At 53.7% G+C, this 21811-nt stretch carries 8 protein-coding genes; all 8 read right to left on the bottom strand.

All coding sequences use genetic code 11. From position 1 onward, the window contains the following. Nucleotides 1-45 precede the first annotated feature (45 nt). Nucleotides 46-12219 carry an amino acid adenylation domain-containing protein gene (locus tag AC0YNW_RS02165; RefSeq protein WP_475830582.1) on the bottom strand — a complete coding sequence of 4058 codons (12174 nt, stop codon included), beginning with the start codon at nt 12217-12219 and terminating at the stop codon, nt 46-48. A gap of 28 nt (nt 12220-12247) precedes the next feature. Next, entirely contained in the window at nt 12248-12631 is a 384-nt protein-coding gene (panD, locus tag AC0YNW_RS02160) for an aspartate 1-decarboxylase (RefSeq protein WP_116042935.1), read from the bottom strand. 572 nt (nt 12632-13203) lie between these two features. Then, nucleotides 13204-14265: a glycosyltransferase family 2 protein gene (locus tag AC0YNW_RS02155; RefSeq protein ID WP_475830581.1), complete on the bottom strand. Its 1062-nt coding sequence runs from the start codon at nt 14263-14265 to the stop codon at nt 13204-13206. Between the two features lie 187 nt (nt 14266-14452). After that, entirely contained in the window at nt 14453-15304 is an 852-nt protein-coding gene (locus AC0YNW_RS02150; RefSeq protein ID WP_475830580.1) for a diguanylate cyclase domain-containing protein, read from the bottom strand. Continuing rightward, a complete protein-coding gene (locus AC0YNW_RS02145) occupies nt 15301-17424 on the bottom strand; it encodes a cellulose biosynthesis cyclic di-GMP-binding regulatory protein BcsB (protein ID WP_475830579.1) in 2124 nt (707 codons plus the stop codon). Before AC0YNW_RS02145 ends, AC0YNW_RS02150 begins: the two co-directional genes overlap by 4 nt. 15 nt (nt 17425-17439) lie before the next feature. Then, the gene (locus tag AC0YNW_RS02140; protein WP_475830578.1) at nt 17440-18690 is read right to left on the bottom strand and encodes a glycosyltransferase family 2 protein; all 1251 of its coding nucleotides are present in this window, start codon (nt 18688-18690) and stop codon (nt 17440-17442) included. Then, nucleotides 18687-20300 carry a hypothetical protein gene (locus tag AC0YNW_RS02135; RefSeq protein ID WP_475830577.1) on the bottom strand — a complete coding sequence of 538 codons (1614 nt, stop codon included), beginning with the start codon at nt 20298-20300 and terminating at the stop codon, nt 18687-18689. The genes AC0YNW_RS02140 and AC0YNW_RS02135 overlap by 4 nt, the downstream gene beginning before the upstream one ends. 28 nt (nt 20301-20328) lie before the next feature. After that, entirely contained in the window at nt 20329-21801 is a 1473-nt protein-coding gene (wsfD, locus tag AC0YNW_RS02130; protein ID WP_475830576.1) for a glycan biosynthesis hexose transferase WsfD, read from the bottom strand. Nucleotides 21802-21811 lie beyond the last annotated feature (10 nt).

Below are 21811 nucleotides of genomic sequence, written 5' to 3'. Positions count from 1 at the left end.
TGTATTGAAATTCTCTGGGGTCCGGTGCAACCCGGCTATGCCGTCTTATCCCCCTGTAGCGGCGCTATTTGCTGCGGCCCGATATTGCTCGACAACCTTGGAGAGCAGCTCCAAGTAATCAGAGGCAAAGTCCATTACCGTATCTCTCTCCAAGCGCCGGGCATTATAGGACCATATGCCGCCGATTTGCGGCTCTCCCGTGTCGCTTGAAGCAGTATCTTCCCCTATATACAACACTAGATCAAATAACTCGAAGAGCTCCTCCTGCTCTTGGAAGCCATGCCGCGCTCCCCCTGCGAATAACGGGAACAGGGCAAATTCATGCTCAGCTTGCGAACGTTTCTTGATTTGCCGTACTGCATAAGAATCGCTCGCAGCAGCCTGCTGGCCTGCAAGGCGCAGCAGCAGATCAAAGTCGCGAACCTCCCCAAAGTCGATAGCCTTTGGTGCGATCAGCCCTTTGTCCGTCATCCAAGGAAGAACAAGCTCCGTTAGGCCGGATTGCCCTCGCCAGAAATACAGGTAAACGGCGAATGCGGCGGCTTCCACCGACAATGATTGAGCCTTCGCAAGCTCAGCTAACCCTCCCGCCACAGCTTCGTCCAGCACAAACCGGATGCTGCCGGAGCGCTCTGCGGCATAGCCGTCATTCGCGAAATCGCGGGACATCGGCAGTCCGCTCCATTCCCAGCTCGCCAGCTCGCGGCTCTTGGAGTCCAAGTAGGCCGCAAGGGAGGCGATCGTCGGATACGTGAACAAATCCGTTACGCTTAATGCGCCGGGATATCGCTCCTCCAGCCGTTGATGCGCACGCACCAGCAGCAGGGACTCTCCCCCGACATCGAAGAAACGATGATGAATGCCGAAGTCGTCTCGCTGCAAGAGCTCGCGCCATATCGCAGCAATGGCCTGCTCGGTATCGCTTGCCGCTTCCGCAAATTCCACTCCGCGGTCTGCCGCAATCTCCGGCTCGGGCAGCGCCTTCCGATCAACTTTGCCGCTGTGGGACAGCGGCATGGCCGAAAGCTCTACCACGACCGACGGAACCATGTAATCCGGCAGGTGAACCGCCGTAAAGTCTCGCAATGCCTGATGCTCCGTTTGTTCGTCGCAAACGACATAGGCGCATAAATATTCGCTGCCGCTAGCCGCCGTCCGCTTCATAACGACCGCTTCCGAAACTGCTGGATGGCGAAGCAGCACATGCTCGATTTCTCCGCATTCAATGCGCAGGCCTCTCAATTTCACCTGATGGTCGATCCGTCCCAAATACTGAATCGCCCCATCCGGCAGCCATCTGGCAAGGTCGCCGGTCCGGTACATCAGGCTGCCCTTCCGGAACGGATTGCGGACGAACCTCTCTTCCGTCAGATCCGGCCGCCCTATGTAACCTCTCGCCAGGCCAACGCCGGATATGCATAGCTCCCCGGCTATGCCTACGGGCTGAAGCGCCATCGCTCCACTCACGATGTAGAGCGCGATGTTGTCAATCGGCTTGCCGATCGGCACTTGAATCGGAACAGGTCCGGTGGAGCAGTCATAATACGAGACGTCAACCGTCGCTTCCGTCGGACCGTACAAATTAATTAGCTTGGCTCCGAACGGAACGCCGATTCGCTCGCGGAACCGCTCCGCCTGATCGGCGGTCAGCGCTTCGCCGCTGGCGAATACATGCGTCAGGCTCTCCATCCTGGCCTCGCCGCGCAGCAGATCGGGATGCTCCAGGAACAGATGGAGCATGGACGGCACAAAGTGCATCGTTGTCACGCTGTGGCGATTGATTGTGTCCAGCATAAGCGCCGGGTCCTTCTCGCCGCCCGGAGGCAGCAGCACCAGCCTGGCTCCAGCGAAGCTCCACCAGAACAGCTCCCACACCGAAACGTCGAACGTAATCGGTGTTTTCTGCAAGATCACACTGCTTGCGTCCAGCCCGTACTCCTTCTGCATCCAGCCGATTCGGTTCACGACGGAATGATGCTCAATCATGACGCCTTTGGGCTGTCCGGTCGAACCCGACGTATACAGAACATACGCAAGCGAGCTGGGATCATGCAGCTTCTCCACCGGGGATGCGTCCCGCTCCAGCGCAATCGCCTCATTCACTTGCAGCACAGGGATAGAATCGCCCAGTCCCTCTGGCGTTTCACCTTGAACCAAGGCAAGCTTGGCGCCGGAATTGTCCAGCATGTACTGGATTCGCTCCTGCGGCAAGCCTGGAGCGACCGGCACATAAGCGCCGCCTGCTTTCAGCACGCCAAAGATCGCTATCATCATCGTCAGGCTGCGGTCCATAACGACCGCCACACGCTCCTCGCGCATGATGCCTTGCTTCCTGAGCGCTCTGGCCAGACGATTCGCTTGCTCGTCCAATTCCGCGTAGGTCAATTGTCCGTCTTCCGCTTGAATCGCAACCGCCTGCGGCGTCTCTGCCGCCTGCTCCTCCATATAAGCTTCAACCGTCAAATGGCTTGCATAGGGAACTGTCGTCCCATTGAACGCTTCCGCTTGCTCCTTCGCCTCCATAGGATCGAGCAATCCGATTGTTCCCAGCGGACGCTCCGGCTCAGCAAGTGCAACTGTCAATAGACGCAAGTACCAATCAGCCATTCTCTGTATGCTGTCTGCGTTAAACAGCGAATCTGCATATTCAATCGTCAAAGCGATTCCTTTGGCGCCTTGGTCCGCGATCTCAAACGTTAAATCCAGCTTCGATACGCGATTGTCCGGTACTTCAGCCTCGAATTGCAGGGAGTCGGCAGCCTTCTGACCGGACTCCGAATGCTGCATGACAAACATCGTGTCGAACAACGGATTACGGCTTAAATCACGCGGCACATCCAGCATGGTCACCATATGCTCAAACGGGAGCATGCCGTTGTCCAGCGAGGCAAGAGCCGCTTCCTTCAGCTGCTCGGCAAATGCTCTGAACGGAAGCTCGCCAGTCGGCCTGCTGCGAATCGGCAGCGTATTGACGAACATGCCGACCAAAGCTTCGGTGCCGGGATGGAAGCGTCCGGCAACCGGCGTTCCGACGATCAGATCGTCTTCTCCTGTCATCAGATGCAGCAGCGTGTGATAGCCTGCAAGCCAAATATGAAACGGCGTCATTCCCCATTGCTCCGCTTCGGACTTCACTAGCCCGGCAAGCGCTCCAGGAATCGGAAGCGCAAGCTTGGCTCCGGTGAAGCTTTGCTCAGCCGGCCTTGGATGATCGGTTGGCAGATGAAGCACGGGAAGCGTACCCGACAGCAGGGAGACCCAATAGTGCTCCTGTTGCTTCCTCTCGTCTGAAGCCATCCACTCCTGCTGCCAGACGGCAGCATCCTTGTACTGAATGGATAGCGGGGCCAGAGCTTGGCCGCCGTACAATTGCTCGAAATCACGTGCCATGACGTTCATGGACACCCCGTCAGCTACAATATGATGAATATCCAGCAGCAGCGTATGGCAGCCAGCGCCATCCGTGGCCAGGAACGCCCGGATCAGCGGAGCCTCGCGCAGATCAAACGGCCGAATAAGCTCACGGGCCCAGGCATCCACATCCATATCAGCAGACAGGCGTTGCAAATCCAGTTCAATCGAAATCGAATCATGAATACGCTGCATCGGCTTGCCGTCCACCCAATCAAAGCTGGTGCGCAGCGGCTCATGACGGTCGATCAGCCCTTGGATGGCTTCCCGAAGCCGATCCGCGTCCAGCAACCCGTTGATCCTTAACATGAGCGGCAAATTATACGCCGTGCTCGCAGGATACAGCTGCTGCAGGACAAACAGTCTGTTTTGCGCCAGCGATAACGGATAATGCGTCCGGCTTGCCGCCCGTACAATTACGGCAGCTGCCTTCTTCTCCGCAGCGTCGATACGGCTAGCCATATCGCGCAGCACCGGTGCCTCGAATACATCCTTCATCGCATACGCTACGCTGTAGCGCTGCTCGATTAGCCCCGCCAGCTGTGCGGCGCGCAAGGAGTGGCCGCCCAACTGGAAGAAATGATCGTCTCTGCCGATAGTGCTGGCAGATGCGGCAGCTTCATCTCCGTCCGTGATACCAAGGACGTTGGTCCATAGCTCGGCTAGACTGACTTCCGTTGCGGTAGCCGGAGCTTCGCCAGAGGATGCTACCGTCTCGGCAAACAACGGCTGTGGAAGCCGGCCCCGGTCCGCTTTGCCGCTCGGGCTAAGCGGGAAAGCTTCCAGAGCTGCAAAATACGAAGGCACCATATAGTCGGGCAAAAGTCCCTTAAGCGAGGCCCGCAGCGCCGACTCATCCGGCATGATGCCACCCGCAGTGACAAGATAAGCGCAGAGCGCCGCCTCGCCAGCCCGGTCTGCAACAGCCATCACCACGGCGTCGCGAATGCCTTCTTGCATGAGCAGCGCATGCTCGATCTCGCCGCATTCGATGCGCAATCCGCGCAGCTTGACCAGATGGTCAAAGCGTCCCAAATATTCAATGGTGCCGTCCGGCAGCCATCTTGCCCGGTCGCCTGTTCGGTAGAGTCTCTCGCCATCGGCAAACGGATTCGGAACGAAGCTTTGCTCCGTCAACTCCGGCCTGTTGCGGTAGCCGCGAGCAAGACCAACGCCCGCAATGCAGAGCTCGCCGGATACGCCGAGCGGCTGCGGCCTCATTCTCTCGTCCACGATATGGAGCGAGATGTTATGGATCGGCTGGCCAATCGGAACCGGTCCCGATGCGTGGCCGGTACAATCGTAATAGCTGACGTCAACTGTCGCTTCCGTCGGACCGTATAGATTAATAAGTCGGGAGCTATGACCTTCCAGCTCCATCATGCTGTAGAAGGCTGAGACATGCGCCGGCTTAAGCGCCTCTCCGCTTGCGAAGACAAACCTCAGCGTTCGTAACTCGCTGCCTCGTCCGGTATCCCTCACATAAGGCAAGAAGACGCCTAGCATAGACGGAACAAAATGCATAACCGTAACCGCTTGCTCCTCGATCACGCGCAGCATGACGGACGGCTCCTTCTCCCCGTGAGGCTCCAGCAAATAGAGCGAAGCGCCGGCAAAGCTCCACCAGAACAGCTCCCATACCGATACGTCGAATGTAATTGGCGTTTTTTGCAAAATCACATCATGCTCGTCCAGCGGATATGCCGCCTGCATCCAGTGGAGTCGGTTAATAACCGACCGATGCTCCACCATCACGCCCTTGGGCTTGCCGGTAGAACCCGATGTATAGATCACATAAGCCAAGTTGTCCGGCCCAGCCGCTTGTGACAACGGCAAGACAAGCTCTTCTCGCTCTGATGCTGCCTCATCCGCAAGCGCATCGAGGTCCAGCACCTCTCCATGGAATGCTGGAAGGGTGTGCGTCCATCTGGCTCCTGCAAGAACCAAATGAGCTCCGCTATCCTCCAATATGCCGCGAATCCGCTCCGCCGGATGCTCCGGGTCGATCGGCAAATAAGCCCCTCCCGCCTTCAGCACCCCCATAATCGCAACCATCATCGACTGCGAACGGTAGGCAGCAATCGGTACCACCGTTTCGACCGTCACACCTTTGCTTTTGAGTAGAACAGCCAGGCGCTCCGCCCGATCATTCAGTTCTCTGTACGTCAGAAAGCCTTCACTTGACTTTACTGCAATCCGGTCCGGCCACCGCTCCGCCGACTGGGCGAACCAGCCATGAATCGTCCCGTCCTGCGGATAGGGATGCGCGGTATCATTCCATTCAGCAAAGCTGGCCTTATCCGCAGGCGTCGCCATCGACACATCGCCGCAGGTTAATTCCGGCTTGGCAGCCGTCTGCTCCAATAGGTGCAGCAGCCGATGCGCCAATCGCTCCATCGTGCTTCGGTGAAACAGCCCCGTATTGTATTCCAGCTCTGCCCTTAAAGCCCCATCGCCGTCATTGTAGATATCCAGCTTCAAGTCCAGCTTGGACGTTCCGTGGCTGACAGAGAGGGGTTCCATGCTCCAGCCGTTGCCGCGAACAATCAGCTGATCGTCCTCAAATTGGTTGTGGACGATCAGCATCGTATCGAATAACGGGTTGCGCGACGGGTCATGCGGAAGCTTGACCGACTCCATCACCCGCTCAAATCCGATATCGCCGTGCTCGTAAGCGGCAAGCAGCCTCTCATGCGTCTCGCTTACAAAATCCTGAAAAGCAAGCTCATCGGCAACTGTCATCCGAATCGGCAGGAACTGATTGAACATGCCGATCATCCGGGCCGTATCGGGATGCGTTCTTCCCGCAGCCAATGAACCAATAATGAATTCATGCTGATGCGAGGTCCCCTTGAGCAGCAGCGCATAGGCCGCAAACAGCAGGCTGTTCAAGCTGGCGCCGGCTCTCGACGACATCTCCTTCAGCCGTTCCGCCAGCTTGGACGAAATGCTGAACGTATACGTATCTCCAGCAAAGATCTGACGCTCGCCGCGCGGATGATCAAGCGGCATATCCAGCAGCGGCAATGGACCGGCAAGCTGCGCCGTCCAATAGGCAAGGTCTGCCTTCTCCCGCTCCGAGCCGAATTGCCGTTCAAGCCATGCGGCATAATCCCTGTAATGCAGCGTAATCGGAGCAAGCTCTGCTCCATCGATCAATGCCGCCAGATCCTCCAGCAGCAGCTTGACGGCAATGCCGTCCGCCACAATGTGATGAAGATTCAGCAGCAAATAGGCATCCTCCCCATCCGCTGCAGGACGGCAATAACATGCAGCCAGCACTGGAGCTGCAGCCAGATCCAAGGGGCGGTAAAACCCGCCGAAGCATTCCTCCAAGGACTGATAAGAGAGATCGGCCCTTTGCAGCGCGAATGGAGCATTGGATTGAACAATTCCACTTGGAACGCCGTCTATGAACCGGTATGAGGTGCGCAGCGGTTCGTGACGGGCAATCAATGCACGTATCGCCCCCTCAATCCTGGCCGCTTCCACGGTGCCAGACAATCTGAGGGCGAGCGGTATATGATAGGCCATTCCGATATTCGCCATGCCCTCCGCCAAAAACATGCGCTGCTGCGGCGGACTAAGCGGATAAGAAACCGCCTCGGGAATAGCGGTAATGGGCTCATAGACTTCCGTTGCCGCTTCGTCAATCCAGGCCGCCTGCTCTCGAACCGTCGGCAGGGCGAATACTTCCCGAATCGGCATGCGCACCCGGCAATGCTTGTAGATTCCCGCTGCCAGTGCGGCAGCCTTCAAGGAATGCCCCCCATGCTCGAAGAAATCATCCAGCGCACCGACCTGATCGGCATGAAGCACCTCTTGCCATAGGCTCGCAACGATTCTCTCCGTCTCCGTAGCCGGCGCTTCATAAGGAACGGACCGCGTTGCTCCGGCAATGATATCCTCCGGTGCAGGCAGCAGCTTCTTGTCCACCTTGCCATTGGCATTAAGCGGAAGCTTCTCCAGCGGGACAAATGCGGACGGAATCATAAAGGACGGGAGCTTGCCCGCCAATTGACTCCGAATGTCCGGCTGCGCCTCAGCTTGCTCTGCAACGACATACGCGCATAGATACGGCGCGCCTTCGCCCTCCACAAGCACCACAACCGCTTCCTTGATACCCGGACAGTCTACTAATCGGCTTTCGATTTCGCCCAGCTCGATCCGGTAGCCTCTCAGCTTGACCTGACTGTCGATCCGGTCCAAAAATTCCAGATTGCCATCAGGCAGCCTGCGCACCAGATCGCCGGTTCGGTACACAAACGACCCTTCTCGAAAAGGATGCGGCTTGAATTTCAAAGCGGTCTGCTCCGGCAAATTCACATAACCGGCCGCCACTCCGTCTCCCGCTATCCATAACTCGCCCGGCACAAGCGACGGCAGCAGTCTGCCGCTCTCATCCAGCACAAGCGTCTCTGAACGGGCAATCGGCGCGCCGATCGGCACCGTAGCCGCCGACTCACCGTCCCAGTTCTCCGCAATCGGATAACAAGTGGCGAAAACTGTCGTTTCCGTAGGTCCGTACACATGAAGCAGCACACCTGGCCCCAGAGCCTGGAGAGCCTTGCGGATATGCCGTACAGAAGCCCGTTCCCCGCCAAACAAGATGTGGCGCAGGCTGCGCAGCGACTCCAGTCCATGATCAACTAAAGTATTAAATAATGCCGTCGTTACAAAAAAGACCGTAATGCCCCGAGCTTCGATCAGCTCGGTCAGACGCAAAATATCGGCTACTTCCTCTTCGCCGACAAGCGTCAGCTTGGCTCCGTTCAGGAGCGCTCCATATATATCAAACGTTGATCCGTCAAACGCATAATTCGATAGCTGCAATAGCGCATCGCTTTCAGTGATGCGCACATAATCGGTATGGATAGCAATTCTGGACACATTGCGATGTGACGTCATAATTCCCTTCGGCCTGCCCGTCGAGCCGGAGGTGTACATCATATAAGCCAAGTCGTCCGCAGCTCCGTCAATGGCCAAGTTATGGCTGGACTCGCCGGCCCAGCTCGCACCCGCCTCCTCCAAGTCGATGACACTGATGCTGTCATCGGCTAACCGGGCGCATAGCTCCCTTGTCGATGCCGCAGCCACGATAGCCCGAGCTTCTGTATCCTGCAGCATAAACCGCATCCGATCCTCGGGATATTGCGGATCAATCGGCACATAGACGGCCCCAGCTTTCAACACAGCAAGTATCGCCGCAATCATATCGCGCGAGCGCTTCATCAGAAGCGCGACCTTGAAGCCCGGCTGAACGCCGCTTCGCACAAGTGCATGCGCGATTCGGTTGGCTCGGCCGTTCAGCTCGCTGTAGGTATACGATTGCTCGCCCATCTCTACGGCAATACGATCCGGAATGAGAGCCGCCTGTCGCTCGAACAGCCTGTGCAGCGACAGCTCCTGCGGAGAAGCTGCGCCTGAGCGGCTAAGCTCCAGAATATGCTCTCTCTCTTGACTGCCGAGAGGATCGAGCTCGGCCAATGTCATTTGCGGCTTGGCAGCAACCGCTGCTGCAAGCGCTACATAATGCCGCGCCAGCTGCTGGGCAGCCACCTCGTCGTACAAATCAAGCGCATATTCCAGCGTGAAGGCGATGCCAGCTCCGGTATCAATGCATTCCCAAGTCAGATCGAATTTGGCCATCCCGGTATCCATCGCTCTTGGCGCATAAGCCACATCCCCGCTCCGCCATTCGGGCAGCTCCATATTCTGCAGCGTAAAGACCGTATCGAATAGCGGATTCCGACCGAACTCCCGTCTGGCATTCGCCAGCTCTGCAATGTCCTCGTACGGCACATCTCCATTACCGATAGCCGCAAGCACCTCACCATTAGCGAGCTTCAGCCATTGATTGAATCCTGTATCGCCTTCAGCGCGCAAACGGATCGGCACCATATTGACGAACATCCCGACCATGTGCTGCTGCTCCAGTCGCATCCGTCTTGCAGCCGCCGTTCCGACCACAAGATCGGATTCGCCTGTATACTTCGAAAGCAAAGAATAATAAAGCGAAAGCAGCACCGTGTACAAGGTAACGCCTTCGCGTTCAGCCAACGCCCGAAGACTTGCCGCTAGCGCAGGCTCAAGCTCGAATCGCTCAATAGCCCCCCGATAGCTCGGAGACTGCGGTCTTGGGCGGGTAGTCGGGATGACCAGAGACGGCACTCCGTCTTGATAGGCTTCGCGCCAATAACGCTGCTGGCGCTCCAGCATGCCGCTGTCCCTGCCCGCTTCCTCCCATAACGCGATATCCCCGCTATGGATCGTTAAGGGCTCAAGAACCGTCCCGTCATAGAGCGCCGCAAGATCGCGCATCAGGATGCCCATCGACGTGCCGTCGGTAATGATGTGATGCATGTCCAGCAACAGCAGGCTGGATTCCCCTTCCCGCTGCACCAGCTCCATACGGAATAACGGGGCTTGCTCCAAACGGTATGGCTTCAGGAAACCGCGCCGCCGCGCTGCCAGCTCCGATTCAGACCAGCCGCGACCGTCAACCATCGTAAGCGGCAGGCAGACTTCTTCTTCGATGCGCTGCATGACAGTGTCTTCCTCCATGAAGAAGGAGGTTCTAAGCGCCGGATGCCGGCGGATAAGCGCTCTCCACGCATCGCCGAATCGATCTATATCCATCGGGCCGCTCACCTCAATTGCAAACGGCAGGTGGTAATTAAGCAGCCCCGGATTCAGTTCTTCCAAAATATACAGCCGTTTTTGCGCGGAAGTCGCCGGATAGTACGCACGCTCCGCCGCTTTGGTAAGCGGCAGCGTCACAGCCTTGCCAGCAGCCCCGCGCTCCTTCGTCCTTTGGTCCAGCAAAGCAGCCAGCGCCTCCACCGAATCATGCAAAAACAATTCGGTGAGCGTAAGCTCGACTCCGAATTGCTCTTGAAGATTGGCAGCAGCATAAGCCGCCTTCAGCGAATTGCCCCCTTGCTCCAGGAAGCTGTCTGTCCGGCTTATATAATCCTTCCCCAGCACTTCGCGCCATATGGACATGACCTGCTGCTCGGTTTCCGTCACGGGTTCCAAGCCGGAATCCAGGCCTGTTCCCTCCCCGGAGGCTTGCGTCATCTCAAGTGCGGCTGCCGCTTCGAACTCCGCAATTTCTGAGAGCGCCTCTGCGAATGCTCCTTCCTGGAGCGCTTCAGCGAGTACGTAACGCTGAATTTTGCCAGAGGTTGTTTTCGGTATGCGCCGGATCGGCACAACAAAGGCTACCTCCAGCCCGGCAGCTCTGTTCAGCAGCTTTCTCACATCGGCTAGAAGCGGCAAAAATCCGCTCGTCTTGCCGCGGTATTGAACAAATACCGCGATTGCGTCCCGTTTAGTCGTTTCATCCTGAACGGCGGTGATCGCCGTTTTCCCTATTTCGGCTCCTTTTAGAACACTAATCAACGCCTCCAGGTCATGCGGATAAACATTTTGCCCGTTGACGAAAATGACGTCCTTCATACGGCCGGTCACATATAAACGTCCATTCAGCATGAAACCCAAATCACCGGTATTCAGCCAGCCCTCTGGCGAGATGATTTGTTCATTTACATCAGGACGCTTATAGTAACCGGCGGTTACGTTGCGCCCTCTAATATGAATTAAGCCTACGCTTCCAGCTTCCGAGAGCTCTCCAGTCTCCGTGCAAATTCGCACTTCGCACTCCTGTACAGGAGAGCCCAGCTCGACGATCTCAATAGCGGCATGATCATCCGGCCCGGATAACTGCACGGGCTCGCCAATCGCAAGTGATTTGCGTTCCAGCCTAACGGTATTCAATGGTTCTTCGATGCCCGGAAAAGTAACGGCGAGACTCGCTTCCGCCAGCCCATACACCGGGAAGATACAATTGTGCTTTAAGCCGTACGGCTGCATCGCCTCCAGAAAATCGCGGCAATGAGCGGCCGAGATCGGCTCCGCGCCGTTGAAGATCAGCCTGACGCATGACAAATCCCACTCCGCGGCGCCTTCCGGCTTCCAATGCTGGAGAAAGTGCACATACCCAAAGTTCGGCGAAGACAGGCAGGTCACCCGATGCCGGTTCACCAGCTCCAGCCACTTCATCGGATGAAGCACAAATGTCGAGGTTGGCAGATGAAGCTGATTCATCTCGCAGAGCAGCGGAGACAGATGGAATCCGATCAGCCCCATATCATGCGTCAGAGGCAGCCAGCTAAGCGATGAATCCTGTTGCGTCGATTGCGCGCCATTCTGAATGGCACGCATATTGGCTAGAAGGTTGCCGTGCGTCAGCACAACTCCCTTCGGATCTCCGGTAGAGCCGGAAGTGAATTGGATAAAGGCGATGTCCGTCTCGGCAGCATCATGGTGCTCCGCCTGCAGCCCGTTTAAGTCCGAGGCTGCCTCCAGCAATGCCGCAATCGACAGGCTGCCGGCTTCCAGCTGCGCTGCCAATTCTTCCTCTCCCTGCTTCAAAGCGTAGCTTTGAATACCGGGCCAAAGCGCTTCATCGCAAAGCAATCTCGGCGATTCCAGCTGCTTCCATACCTGAATCAGCTTATGGCGGCCTTCGTCCGTCCGCGCCGCTGTTACTGGAACAGGGATAATGCCTCCTAACACGCAAGCCCAGAACAGAACGATAAACGGCTCGTTTTCTTCCGTCTGCATAACAGCAAAGTCTCCTGCCCGAAGACCTTGTTCATGAAGCGCATGCAGCGCCCTGCTAGCTGATGCCAGCAAGCTGCCATAGGATAAAAAGCGTTCTTGGCCGCTTTCGCAAAACCGAATTCCCGCTTCACTTTGTTTGCGCTCCTGCAAAACGGCGGTCAGATTACGGATGGTTTTCATATTTGGCATCCCCCGATTCGACTTTTTGTCACACCGTTGTGGAATGCAGTTCCTGATACTCCTCCGTTACGATCCGATTCTGGTCGTCCATAATGACGACATGCGGACGGTATGTGCGCGCGACCGATTCCTCCATCATCGCGTACGAGATAATAATGACGCGGTCCCCTGGCTGTACAAGCCTGGCAGCTGCGCCGTTCAAGCAAATCATACCCGAGCCTCTTGGCCCTGTTATCACATAGGTTTCGAGTCTGGCTCCGTTATTTATATTGACCACTTGCACTTTTTCGTTCTCCAAGATGTTCGATGCATCCAAAATATCTTGATCAATCGTAATGCTTCCTACGTAATTCAAATTCGCCTCCGTAACAACTGCACGGTGGATTTTGGACTTATGCATCTCTCTGAACATGAATACACTCTCCTTGTGGGGTGGTCTTTAAAAAGAATCCTAGCCTAAATAAACCTCTTATAACGAACGTTGGTATCCAAGTATTCTTTGAAAAGAACAATCAGTATACAACTATCCATTACTTCTCTCTGTAAAAAAAAATGACAACAAAAACATAGCGGGTGACTGCATAAGGATGGGTTAATCATACTAAGCCGGTGAGTTCATGCTGGTGAGAGGGTCGTGCTGAGTCAGTGGGGTCATGTTGAGTGAAAATGCTGAAAGTGTCAACGTGGAGTAGGTTCTAAGCCTTCCAAAAGTCTTAAGATAGCAGGTTCCTGTAGGGAGAGCATAACAGTGTAATTGTGTGTAGCGGTAATGAGTTAAAGCGTGGTTGCAAAATAAAAAACAATTCCCATGAAGTTGTCAATGTGCGGGTAGCAGATGCAAAAAATGATACATATATCAGAAAAATGATATATACCCACGAAAATTCTTGCATCCTTACCCCTATAGTAGAGCTAATTGTCCACTTGCGTAAGGGTGATAATTGTATCAAAAGAGGGGGAAATTCTATTATTTTCAAGTTCGGCCTACCAAAGGTTTAGAGCCTTGCGCAAAAAAACGTTCCCTCTTCTGTTGGAAATCAGCAGCTTGCCATACAGCAACAAATTAAAGATCGTAACTTTGCAGCGAATGGACTGGCGGCAATATTGCAGCGCCTTTTTGCGCTCGTGGCGGTTCAAATAACTAAGCGTGTAATATTTGCTGGCGATGCCGATATCAATATACATGAGCTGCTTCGATTTGTGGCTGATCGAGTCGGATTGCACAACAAGCTCGCGAATATGCTCGCGCACCTTGATTGATTTGAAGCTAAGGCCTTCGATTTTGGCATAGATTTCCTCGTGGAGATGAATCGTATCCGGGTCCAGCAGCCAGCGATCGCAAAAAAAGTAAAGACTGTCGGGCGACTCCTGATAGACGGAATGAGGCTTCGTCTGAAGCGCGATCCGGTATCTGTCAAAAAAACGGAGCAGATAGGTTGTATCCTCTCCCAAATAAAACTGCTCGTTGATCAACCCGATTTCGTCCAGCAGCTCCCGCCGGAACACCATCGTATTCAGCTGAAAAAAATTGCGGGTATGCGACAGAAACGCTTCGAACAGCCCTCTCTCGCATATAATGATGTTGCCGTCGTTCTGCGTTTCAAACGATGTCCTCATCTTATTCAATAAATTTCGTTCCACCGCATTCTCGAAGTTGTAGGACTCAACCTCTCCATGGCGCTCCACCCAAAGCGCAAAGGTAACATGGGCTTTCGTAAGGGCGTGTACATTCATGCTGTCGCCCAGATGGCAAGGAAACCATGCGTCATCGGAATCCAGAAAGGCCAAGTAATCCCCCTTCGCCTCCAGCATGCCCGTGTTCCGCGCACCTCCGGGCCCTTTTGCCCGCTCATTGCGTACGTACCGAATTCTGGGGTCCTTTAACATCCATTCCCGGATAACCTCTTCGGTATCATCCGTGCTGCGATCATCCACAACGATGAGCTCCCAGTTCGAATAAGGCTGACGCAAGATGGACTCAATGGCGCCTGATATCACCTTTGCCCGGTTATAGGTGGGCATCACGATGCTTACTAATTGCTCCACTAATTCAACTCCCTTCTTTCATTATTGGCGCTCCTAAATCATCGTCAGTGTATATGCGAGAACAACTAGACGTCAAGTCCAGTTCTTATAATTTTTAGTTAAATTGCACAAAAAAGGAGCGGACGGATGAATGATCCGCCTGCTCCTTTTTTCATTTTTCACTCATTTTTGGTGGAGAGATACGCTGCTATACATCATACTCCAGCTGCTTTTTCGCTTGCGCGATGAAGTCGAGCGGAGTCGGAATCGACTCTCGTTCATATTGAATCGCGCCAATCTTCAAATTAAGCGAAACTTTATATTTCTCCGATTCCATTTCATTCAACTCATCCACTCGCCGCTTCAACCGATCGATGACCATCTGCGCGCCAGGACGATCCGTGAACAGCAGCATGCCCCACGTCGGATGCTCCCGATTCAGCATATACAAAGCATCATTGGTCCGAATGCTGGTCTGGCTAAGCTTCGACATGTCCTGAATCGCCTCGGTCAGCTGATCCTCGCTAATCATCCGCTTGATCTCGTCCCAATACTTCACCTGAATAACCAGAAGCGTAAGCGGAATATCATAACGTAAGGACAGCGCCATAAAGATCGTCGCATCGTTCTGGAAGGACAGGGTATTCTTGAGACTCGTATTTGCATCGACTGTTGCAAGGGAGGAATTGTTTTTAAGCAGCTCCTCATTCTCGGCCTGCAGTCTCTTGCTCGACATCGTGATCATCCATGTAGCCAGTGTAAACACCGGCGTCATAATCAGCCAAAAGTAATTTTGCGAACCAATCAGCCCGCCGACTATAACGGTCTGATACAGTGTAAAGGTGCCGTAACCGAATATAAACAAGATGTTAAGAATCAAGCCGGTCGTCACCGTTGTAAAGTACGTAATAATCGCAATCAGAAACGCTACGTTCAAGAATATTATGTTTTGCAAATACAAATCGGGGTCCCGGGCCGTAAAGACAACCGAAACAAAGCAAGCTGCGAACAACAGCATAAACGCCGCGTCCGAAACCATGCTGCTCTGGAATCGCCTCATTCTACATTCCCCCGTTTCTTTCTATATTTCCGAATCATCAGAATCAAGGAGACGAGAACGAACAGCAGCACGAGTACCAGGATAACCATAAAGCTCAGCACATCGGACCGGTCCATAATATCGCTAATGACAGACGGCGACTCAGGCGCTGCCGCTTCCTTGAAGCGGAACGGCCGCACGGCTCCATCCTTATCCGTTAATACGCCATCGCCGTATACCTTCCACAGCAGCCCTTCCGTTGAAACCAGCTGCGAAGCCAATTCATAATACTCCGGGCTGTAGCCTGTCACCGCGAGCATCCCGTTTCGGTCATCATAAGGGGAGTTGATCAGCTGTAATGAACCAACCCGTTTGCCATAATCGATGTCGATGCTCATTTTCTCATTGGAATGAAATCCCTTGCTGTTCGAATCAAACCGGAAATACAAGGATTCATTATTCGATTGGATGACACGATTGTTCTCATAGCTGCCGATGGCAATAATCTGCTTCCCGGACAGCTCCTTCTCTCCCGCTTCATCGCTGTAGAATTGAATGTCTCCTGTATTGGTTTGGGCGAATTGGCCCAGCAGATTGAATACATTCGCAAGCGATTGGTAGAGATAAGCGTCCTTGTCCTTCGGCAGTACGACTGCTACCTGATTATAGCTGCCGTCTCTAACGAACGGATACGGATAATTGTCGAGCAGCAAGTCGGCCCGGTCTTTTGTATGAAGCTGGAGCATGGATTCCTTGTCTACAAAAGCCCACGGCATCTGATCCTGCTCTTCAATACAGCCCGGGTTCGTCATCTCCAGATCAAACGCGACTTTGACGGAGAAATTGCCAGAGATGTTCAGGTTTTTCGGCACTTGCAGCGCCATGTGATCGCGATCAGCCATCTCCATGGACAGCTTCTTGCTGCCGATTGGCGTATCGTTGATATAGACCGTTACCATGGAGCGGTCAAAGTCGAGATTTTTGGCATAACGGAAATCCAGGCTTAGCTTGCTGGCATCCGCAATAGAACGGTTGCCGGGCATGGAGACAAAATAGACCTGCTCCCGATGGCGCGCGCCTGTCAGCTGATCCCCTGTTTCGGTCAGCTTCACATTTTTGCTAATCTCAACAGCCGGCGTTTCTACCTCTGTGGAGGCATCAACCAGCTTGGAAGCGCGGTCCAGCTGCTGCAGCAGGGATTGATTGGCCGCCAGTCTGCCTGCGCGAACCAGCAATTCCGCATCATCGGACGTAATGACCAGCGCCGATGTATTCCCTAGCTGCACGACTTGAATAAGGGCTTTCCCCTGCATGCTCTCCCGCGTAATGAGCTTCTTGATGTCATCGGGCAGATGATCATAGAGTGCAACAACGACGATAGCGCTCTTGCTCTTCACGCTGTCTGCGCCAAGCTCAAGCAATGGAACGACATTTTGCTTAAGCGGATTCGCTTTGGCCAGTCCGGATAAAGCGTAGGCCGCCGCTTCCAGCTCTGCCGGAACGCTGTCTGTTGGCACGACAATGGCATTTTTGCCATCGTTCACGGTATCCAGTCCTTTGAAATGGACATTGAAATCACGAATCGTGCCTTCCATTGGCTTTGTCTTGTATTGCACCGCTATTCTGGAACTATCGAACAGCTGCAGCCAGCTGTTCTTCGTATCGGTGGCCCAACAGACAAGCTCCGAGCCTGGCTTGACGGTCTGAATATTGCCTTGTACCGTCAGCAAATTGGACCCTTCCAGCAGAAATTCTAACGGAACATTGACCGTCAAATGCTGCTTCTCCTGATCATTCACTTCCGGACGAAACGAATGAAACGGCTTCCCGTTCATCAGCAGCGTCACGCTGGACGACTCGTCCTGTGTCAATGGCGTTGCCTTATAATCCAAATAAAGATCAACCGTCTCTACATTCCAGTACGACTCCAGCTGGAAGTATTGCTGGCTAGTGGCGAAGCCGCCCATCATGGACGCATTCGCAAGATTGCTTCCATAGGTCTTCGTTGCATTCGCATTTGCAATTGCATTCTCATTCTCGCTTGTGACTGTCGTTGCGGACTGCTCGGCTGAGGCCGGCGCAATCATGGCAACAAACAACTGCAAAGCTATAAGTGCTGTGAGCAATAAACGTTTATTCACCTTTTTCCCTCCGCATTAGAAACGTTCCGTCTTATACCATTTGGCCTCGCGTTTGAATATGAGGTCCTTTATGTATTGGTACAGACCATAAGCCGCCACGACCATCCACATCTGGCAATACGATATGTACATAAGCATGATGATCCACAGATTGGACAGCCTCATCTCCCCCTTCTCCGTTACGAGGGTGATATATGTGCCGATAATAAATAGAATGATCGCCAGCAGCCACAGGAAGGAGCTAAAGCTCGCAATCGTGGTTGTCACATACCCAAGCGCATGCAGAATGAGCAGCGTATCGGACATAATGAGCGATGTGAGAAGCAAGAAGTAAATCGAAAGAAAATATAAGATATCAAAATGAATGTTGCGGGCGGACTTATCGAACAACAGCGGGATGTTTTTCACAATGACGTATATATTGCCCTTCGCCCACCGAGTTCGCTGCTTGAACCATACTTTGACCGTCTGCGGCTCTTGTTCCCATGTGACGGACTTGGGCTGGAATTTGATCTTGTAGCCCATCATGTAAATGCGGAAGCTGATCTCGGTGTCCTCGGCAATCGCCTTTACATCCCAGCCGCCTATTCGTTCGACAATCTCGCGGCGCATAATAAAGTTTGTGCCGGGAATGGTACACAGCTTGAACAGCTTCCACCGGCCCGCCTGCGCCATCCATTGGAATGACAGCGTCTCTACGTTAATGAACCGCGTGAGCAGGCTGGCGTTGCGGTTGCGCGTTCTGAACTTCCCGATTACCGCTCCCAGCGACTGATCGTTCATAATTTCCGAGACGAGGTACAATAACGCCTTCCGCTCCGGCGTATTGTCAGCGTCATAGATTGCGATCAGCTCGCCTTTACTTTGTGCAAAACCAATATTGAGCGCATTGGATTTGCCCTTCCCGCCTGTCACCGCATCCGTATTAATCACCTTCAGATTGCGTTCCGGGTGCATCGCTTGCAGCTCGGCCAGCAGCTCCCGGCTGTTGTCTGACGAGTTATCATTAATAACGATAATCTCATACCGGTCATGCGGATAATCAAGGCTCAGCAAGGATTCTACGGTTTTGACGATAACCTTGCCCTCGTTATGAGCGGGAACCATGATAGAGACGAATGGCGCTTCGCCCTTAAGCTCGGGGACCGGCTTGTCTTCCAGCTCGATATAATACAGATAGCCGGCGATGATCAGCACAACATTGACCAGCAAGAGCGACCAAATGCAAATGACCGATATGAGCATCAGAATGTCGGCAAGTGTCATAGGCGCCTCCTTATTACGTACTTCCGCTTGTACATCCGGTAGCCGATGATCAGGAAGCAGCCGAAGATGAATAGAGAGAGCAGAATGAGTACGATTAAGATTTTGTTTTGCATAGTAAACAGTTTCTCGAAGCTCTTCTCGCCCTTGGCGATGTACTCGTATTCCGAGCTGATCAGCCTGTCTGCCGCGTTAAGCGTTACGGCTTGTCCATTAAAGTACAAGATTCCGCCGCGTGAAGAAATATCATGCTTCTCTGTATGGACCGCATGGCTGATATTCTTATAATCCCCAAAAGATGTCCATTCCTCCATCAGCTGATCGATGGTCGCTTCCAGCTCCTCTTCATCGGACGGGAAATCCAGCACAAGCGCCGTATCCATCGGCAGCGGGTCCAGATACAGATCCTTCCGCTGCAACTGCTCGATTCGATTCATGTCGACCGTATACAGCGATGAAGAGAACGCCTTCGACGTATCCACTCTCGCCATATGCTTGATCTCCTCGTTAGGAAACAACACGCTGGAATCGAATGCGCCCATCCCTTTTGTGTTGTAGTGCTGATCATACACCCAGTACATCTCCGCCCCGACGCCTAATGGCGCAATGCCGTAGTCCGCCAGCACATTGATGAATTCCGCCATCTTCAAATCCAGTGTTGTCATATCCTGGCTGATCGTTGCGGATACATTCGGAGCCTGGACCACAACGCTGCCATTGCGCGACTGGACATGCTTCAAGGCTTCCAGATACCGCTTCATGGCAGGATAATCCGTGTTGCTGAACACAGGCCGCACGCTTACGATAAAAGGAATGCCCGCATCATAGAGCGAATCTGCCAATCGAACAAGCGCCTTCAGATCCGAGAATGGATAGATTTCAGTGAACAGCACATACAATTGCGTCTGCTTCTCCGACTTCAGCCAATCCTTCAGCAGGTAGCCAAGCGCCAACTCGCTTAGATTGCCTTTCTCGTAATGAGGAATATAAGCCGTTGATCCATTCCGAACGCCGTACGGATGCGTCCCTTGCTGACCGTCCATCGTAATCGTGCCGTAGCCTACCCCGTCATAAGAAGCAATAAAACGGCCGCCGCCCACCTTGATGGAAGACTCTGTAAGCTGTCCGATGGACAGCGACACCGTCTCCTTGGCCCGCGACTCCTCCTTAAGCTGAAGCGTGGCGCGCTTGGAGTCCGGCAGATTAGCGCCGATATGCAGGTAGGCCCCTTGATAAGCGGACAAATCTTGCAGGAAGCCAGTACTGCCAGCAGACAGATCATTCCGATTCCGCACGCCAATCACATACTCGTATGAAGAGATAGAACCCTGGACATATTGACCAAAGGACTGCACCGTGGCGCTAGCTCCGAACGCGGCTACCATGCGTTTCAGCGCCTCAATGTTGCCTTCTTTCGCGCTGCCCAGCGCCAGGCTGTCATATACAATCAGCACATGCGCCGGCTGCTTCTCATCAGACGCGGCAGCCACCACTCCGGGGACTGCCAGCGAGAGGCATAGGATGAGCATGATAAACTTAACAACGATTGAACTACTCAGCCCTGACTGTAAAAACGGAATGTCCAGCTCTCGCAGTCTGCGCCATTCTTGCATGCCGAAACCTCCTTTCCTTATCCATCCGTTACGCCACCGCCTCGTCCTGCTTGCCCCACAGCCGCTTACCGATCAAATCGGCTATCAGCAAGAAGGTAACCAGGTCGAACGTAGCGGTAAAGTGGAAGAGATGCTTCGCAAGATCGGCATCGCCTGCCCCGATAATCGACACGAGCACGCCGGACAAGCCCATCAGCATTAACATCAGCACAAGCCCCAGCCGCAGCTGCTGCCGGGCATTTCGCGTCCTCACAGCATGTACGAACGTAGGCATATAGAAGCCGATGACAACAGCCATCCAGATGATGACAAAGCCGAAGGTCTTCGGCGCCAGCGCATCCTTCATCAGACTGTAGCCTGAGAAGAAGGTGGTGTGCTCGCCAAATTCACGTCCCTCTGACTTCTCGAAGTTTCCCATTGCCGGAGGGCGTATCGTAAACCCGTTGCGAGCTGCCAAATTTAACATTTTGACCGCTTGGTCGGGGTGGGAAATATAATGCGTCAGAATGGACCCGAAGCCATATTTGCTGTAAAAGTTGTCTTCCAACAGTTGTGAATCCACATCGACCGTTGTATAAGGAAGATAATGTATCGTCCCGTTTAACACGGCATACTGCCGGTCGATGCCGAATCCCTTCAGCGTAGCTTCCGGGTCTTCGGAGTAAAGCAGCACGCCTCTGGTCATGGCATGGTATTTGTTGATATTGACGAATTCCTTCGGAATAAGCACATACGTGCCGACCCCGACTACGAACAAGCTGATCAGCGCCGTCCAGGTAATAAGGCGATATTTCTTCTCCTTGCGGATAAAGACCAGCACAATGCCCAGTACGGCCACAATCAAGCCAACGGGCGCGTTCTGCTGTTTACTAGTCGTCAGAATAAGCGCACTGATAACGAAGATGGCCAGCAGTACATAATCATTGTATCGTTTGCGCCAGAGCAGAAGTCCTGAGGCTAATACGAGCAGCGTCATGATCCACACAATGCTTTCGCCAAAGAAAGAGTTGAAGTACGCCGTATAGCCTGTGTCCGCGAACAAGAAGACCGCTAGCGCCGCAATCAGATAGCCTCGCTTGGCCGGCAGCTTCCAGGTCAACGCTTCAACCAGCAAATAGACGGCTGCCACATATAGAAGCAAGTAGATCGCTGCCTGAAACCGGATATCAAACAACAGACTGCTATTGAACCATTGATTGACGATAATCGCCATGCGTATAAATAGGGATTGCGATGAAAACAGAGATGCGCTGTTCTCATTAAAATATTGGAAAATACCGTATTCCTTAACGAAATAACCCAAATACTGCTGATCGTAATCCGGCGCACTAAAGTACAGACCATTGCTGTATATAATACGGAAGTAGTCTCCATTGTCTGCCATGCCAATGAATGGCGGGACGAACAACGCGAGAGTCGTGATGATCAATACTCCCAATGCCGCCACAACAGATGGTGTTCCGAACCGTACCAGATTACGGCTGACTGAACGGACGAACATCGCTTCACAG

It is taken from the genome of Paenibacillus sp. J31R120 (genome assembly GCF_056269225.1).
This window is presented reverse-complemented; position numbering and strand designations above follow the sequence as displayed.

Coding starts and splice junctions, on each gene's coding strand:
- AC0YNW_RS02165 (WP_475830582.1), bottom strand. CDS start 12,219: ATGAAAACCATCCGTAATCTGACCGCCGTTTTGCAGGAGCGCAAACAA.
- wsfD (WP_475830576.1), bottom strand. CDS start 21,801: ATGTTCGTCCGTTCAGTCAGCCGTAATCTGGTACGGTTCGGAACACCA.
- AC0YNW_RS02135 (WP_475830577.1), bottom strand. CDS start 20,300: ATGCAAGAATGGCGCAGACTGCGAGAGCTGGACATTCCGTTTTTACAG.
- panD (WP_116042935.1), bottom strand. CDS start 12,631: ATGTTCAGAGAGATGCATAAGTCCAAAATCCACCGTGCAGTTGTTACG.
- AC0YNW_RS02140 (WP_475830578.1), bottom strand. CDS start 18,690: ATGACACTTGCCGACATTCTGATGCTCATATCGGTCATTTGCATTTGG.
- AC0YNW_RS02150 (WP_475830580.1), bottom strand. CDS start 15,304: ATGAGGCGATTCCAGAGCAGCATGGTTTCGGACGCGGCGTTTATGCTG.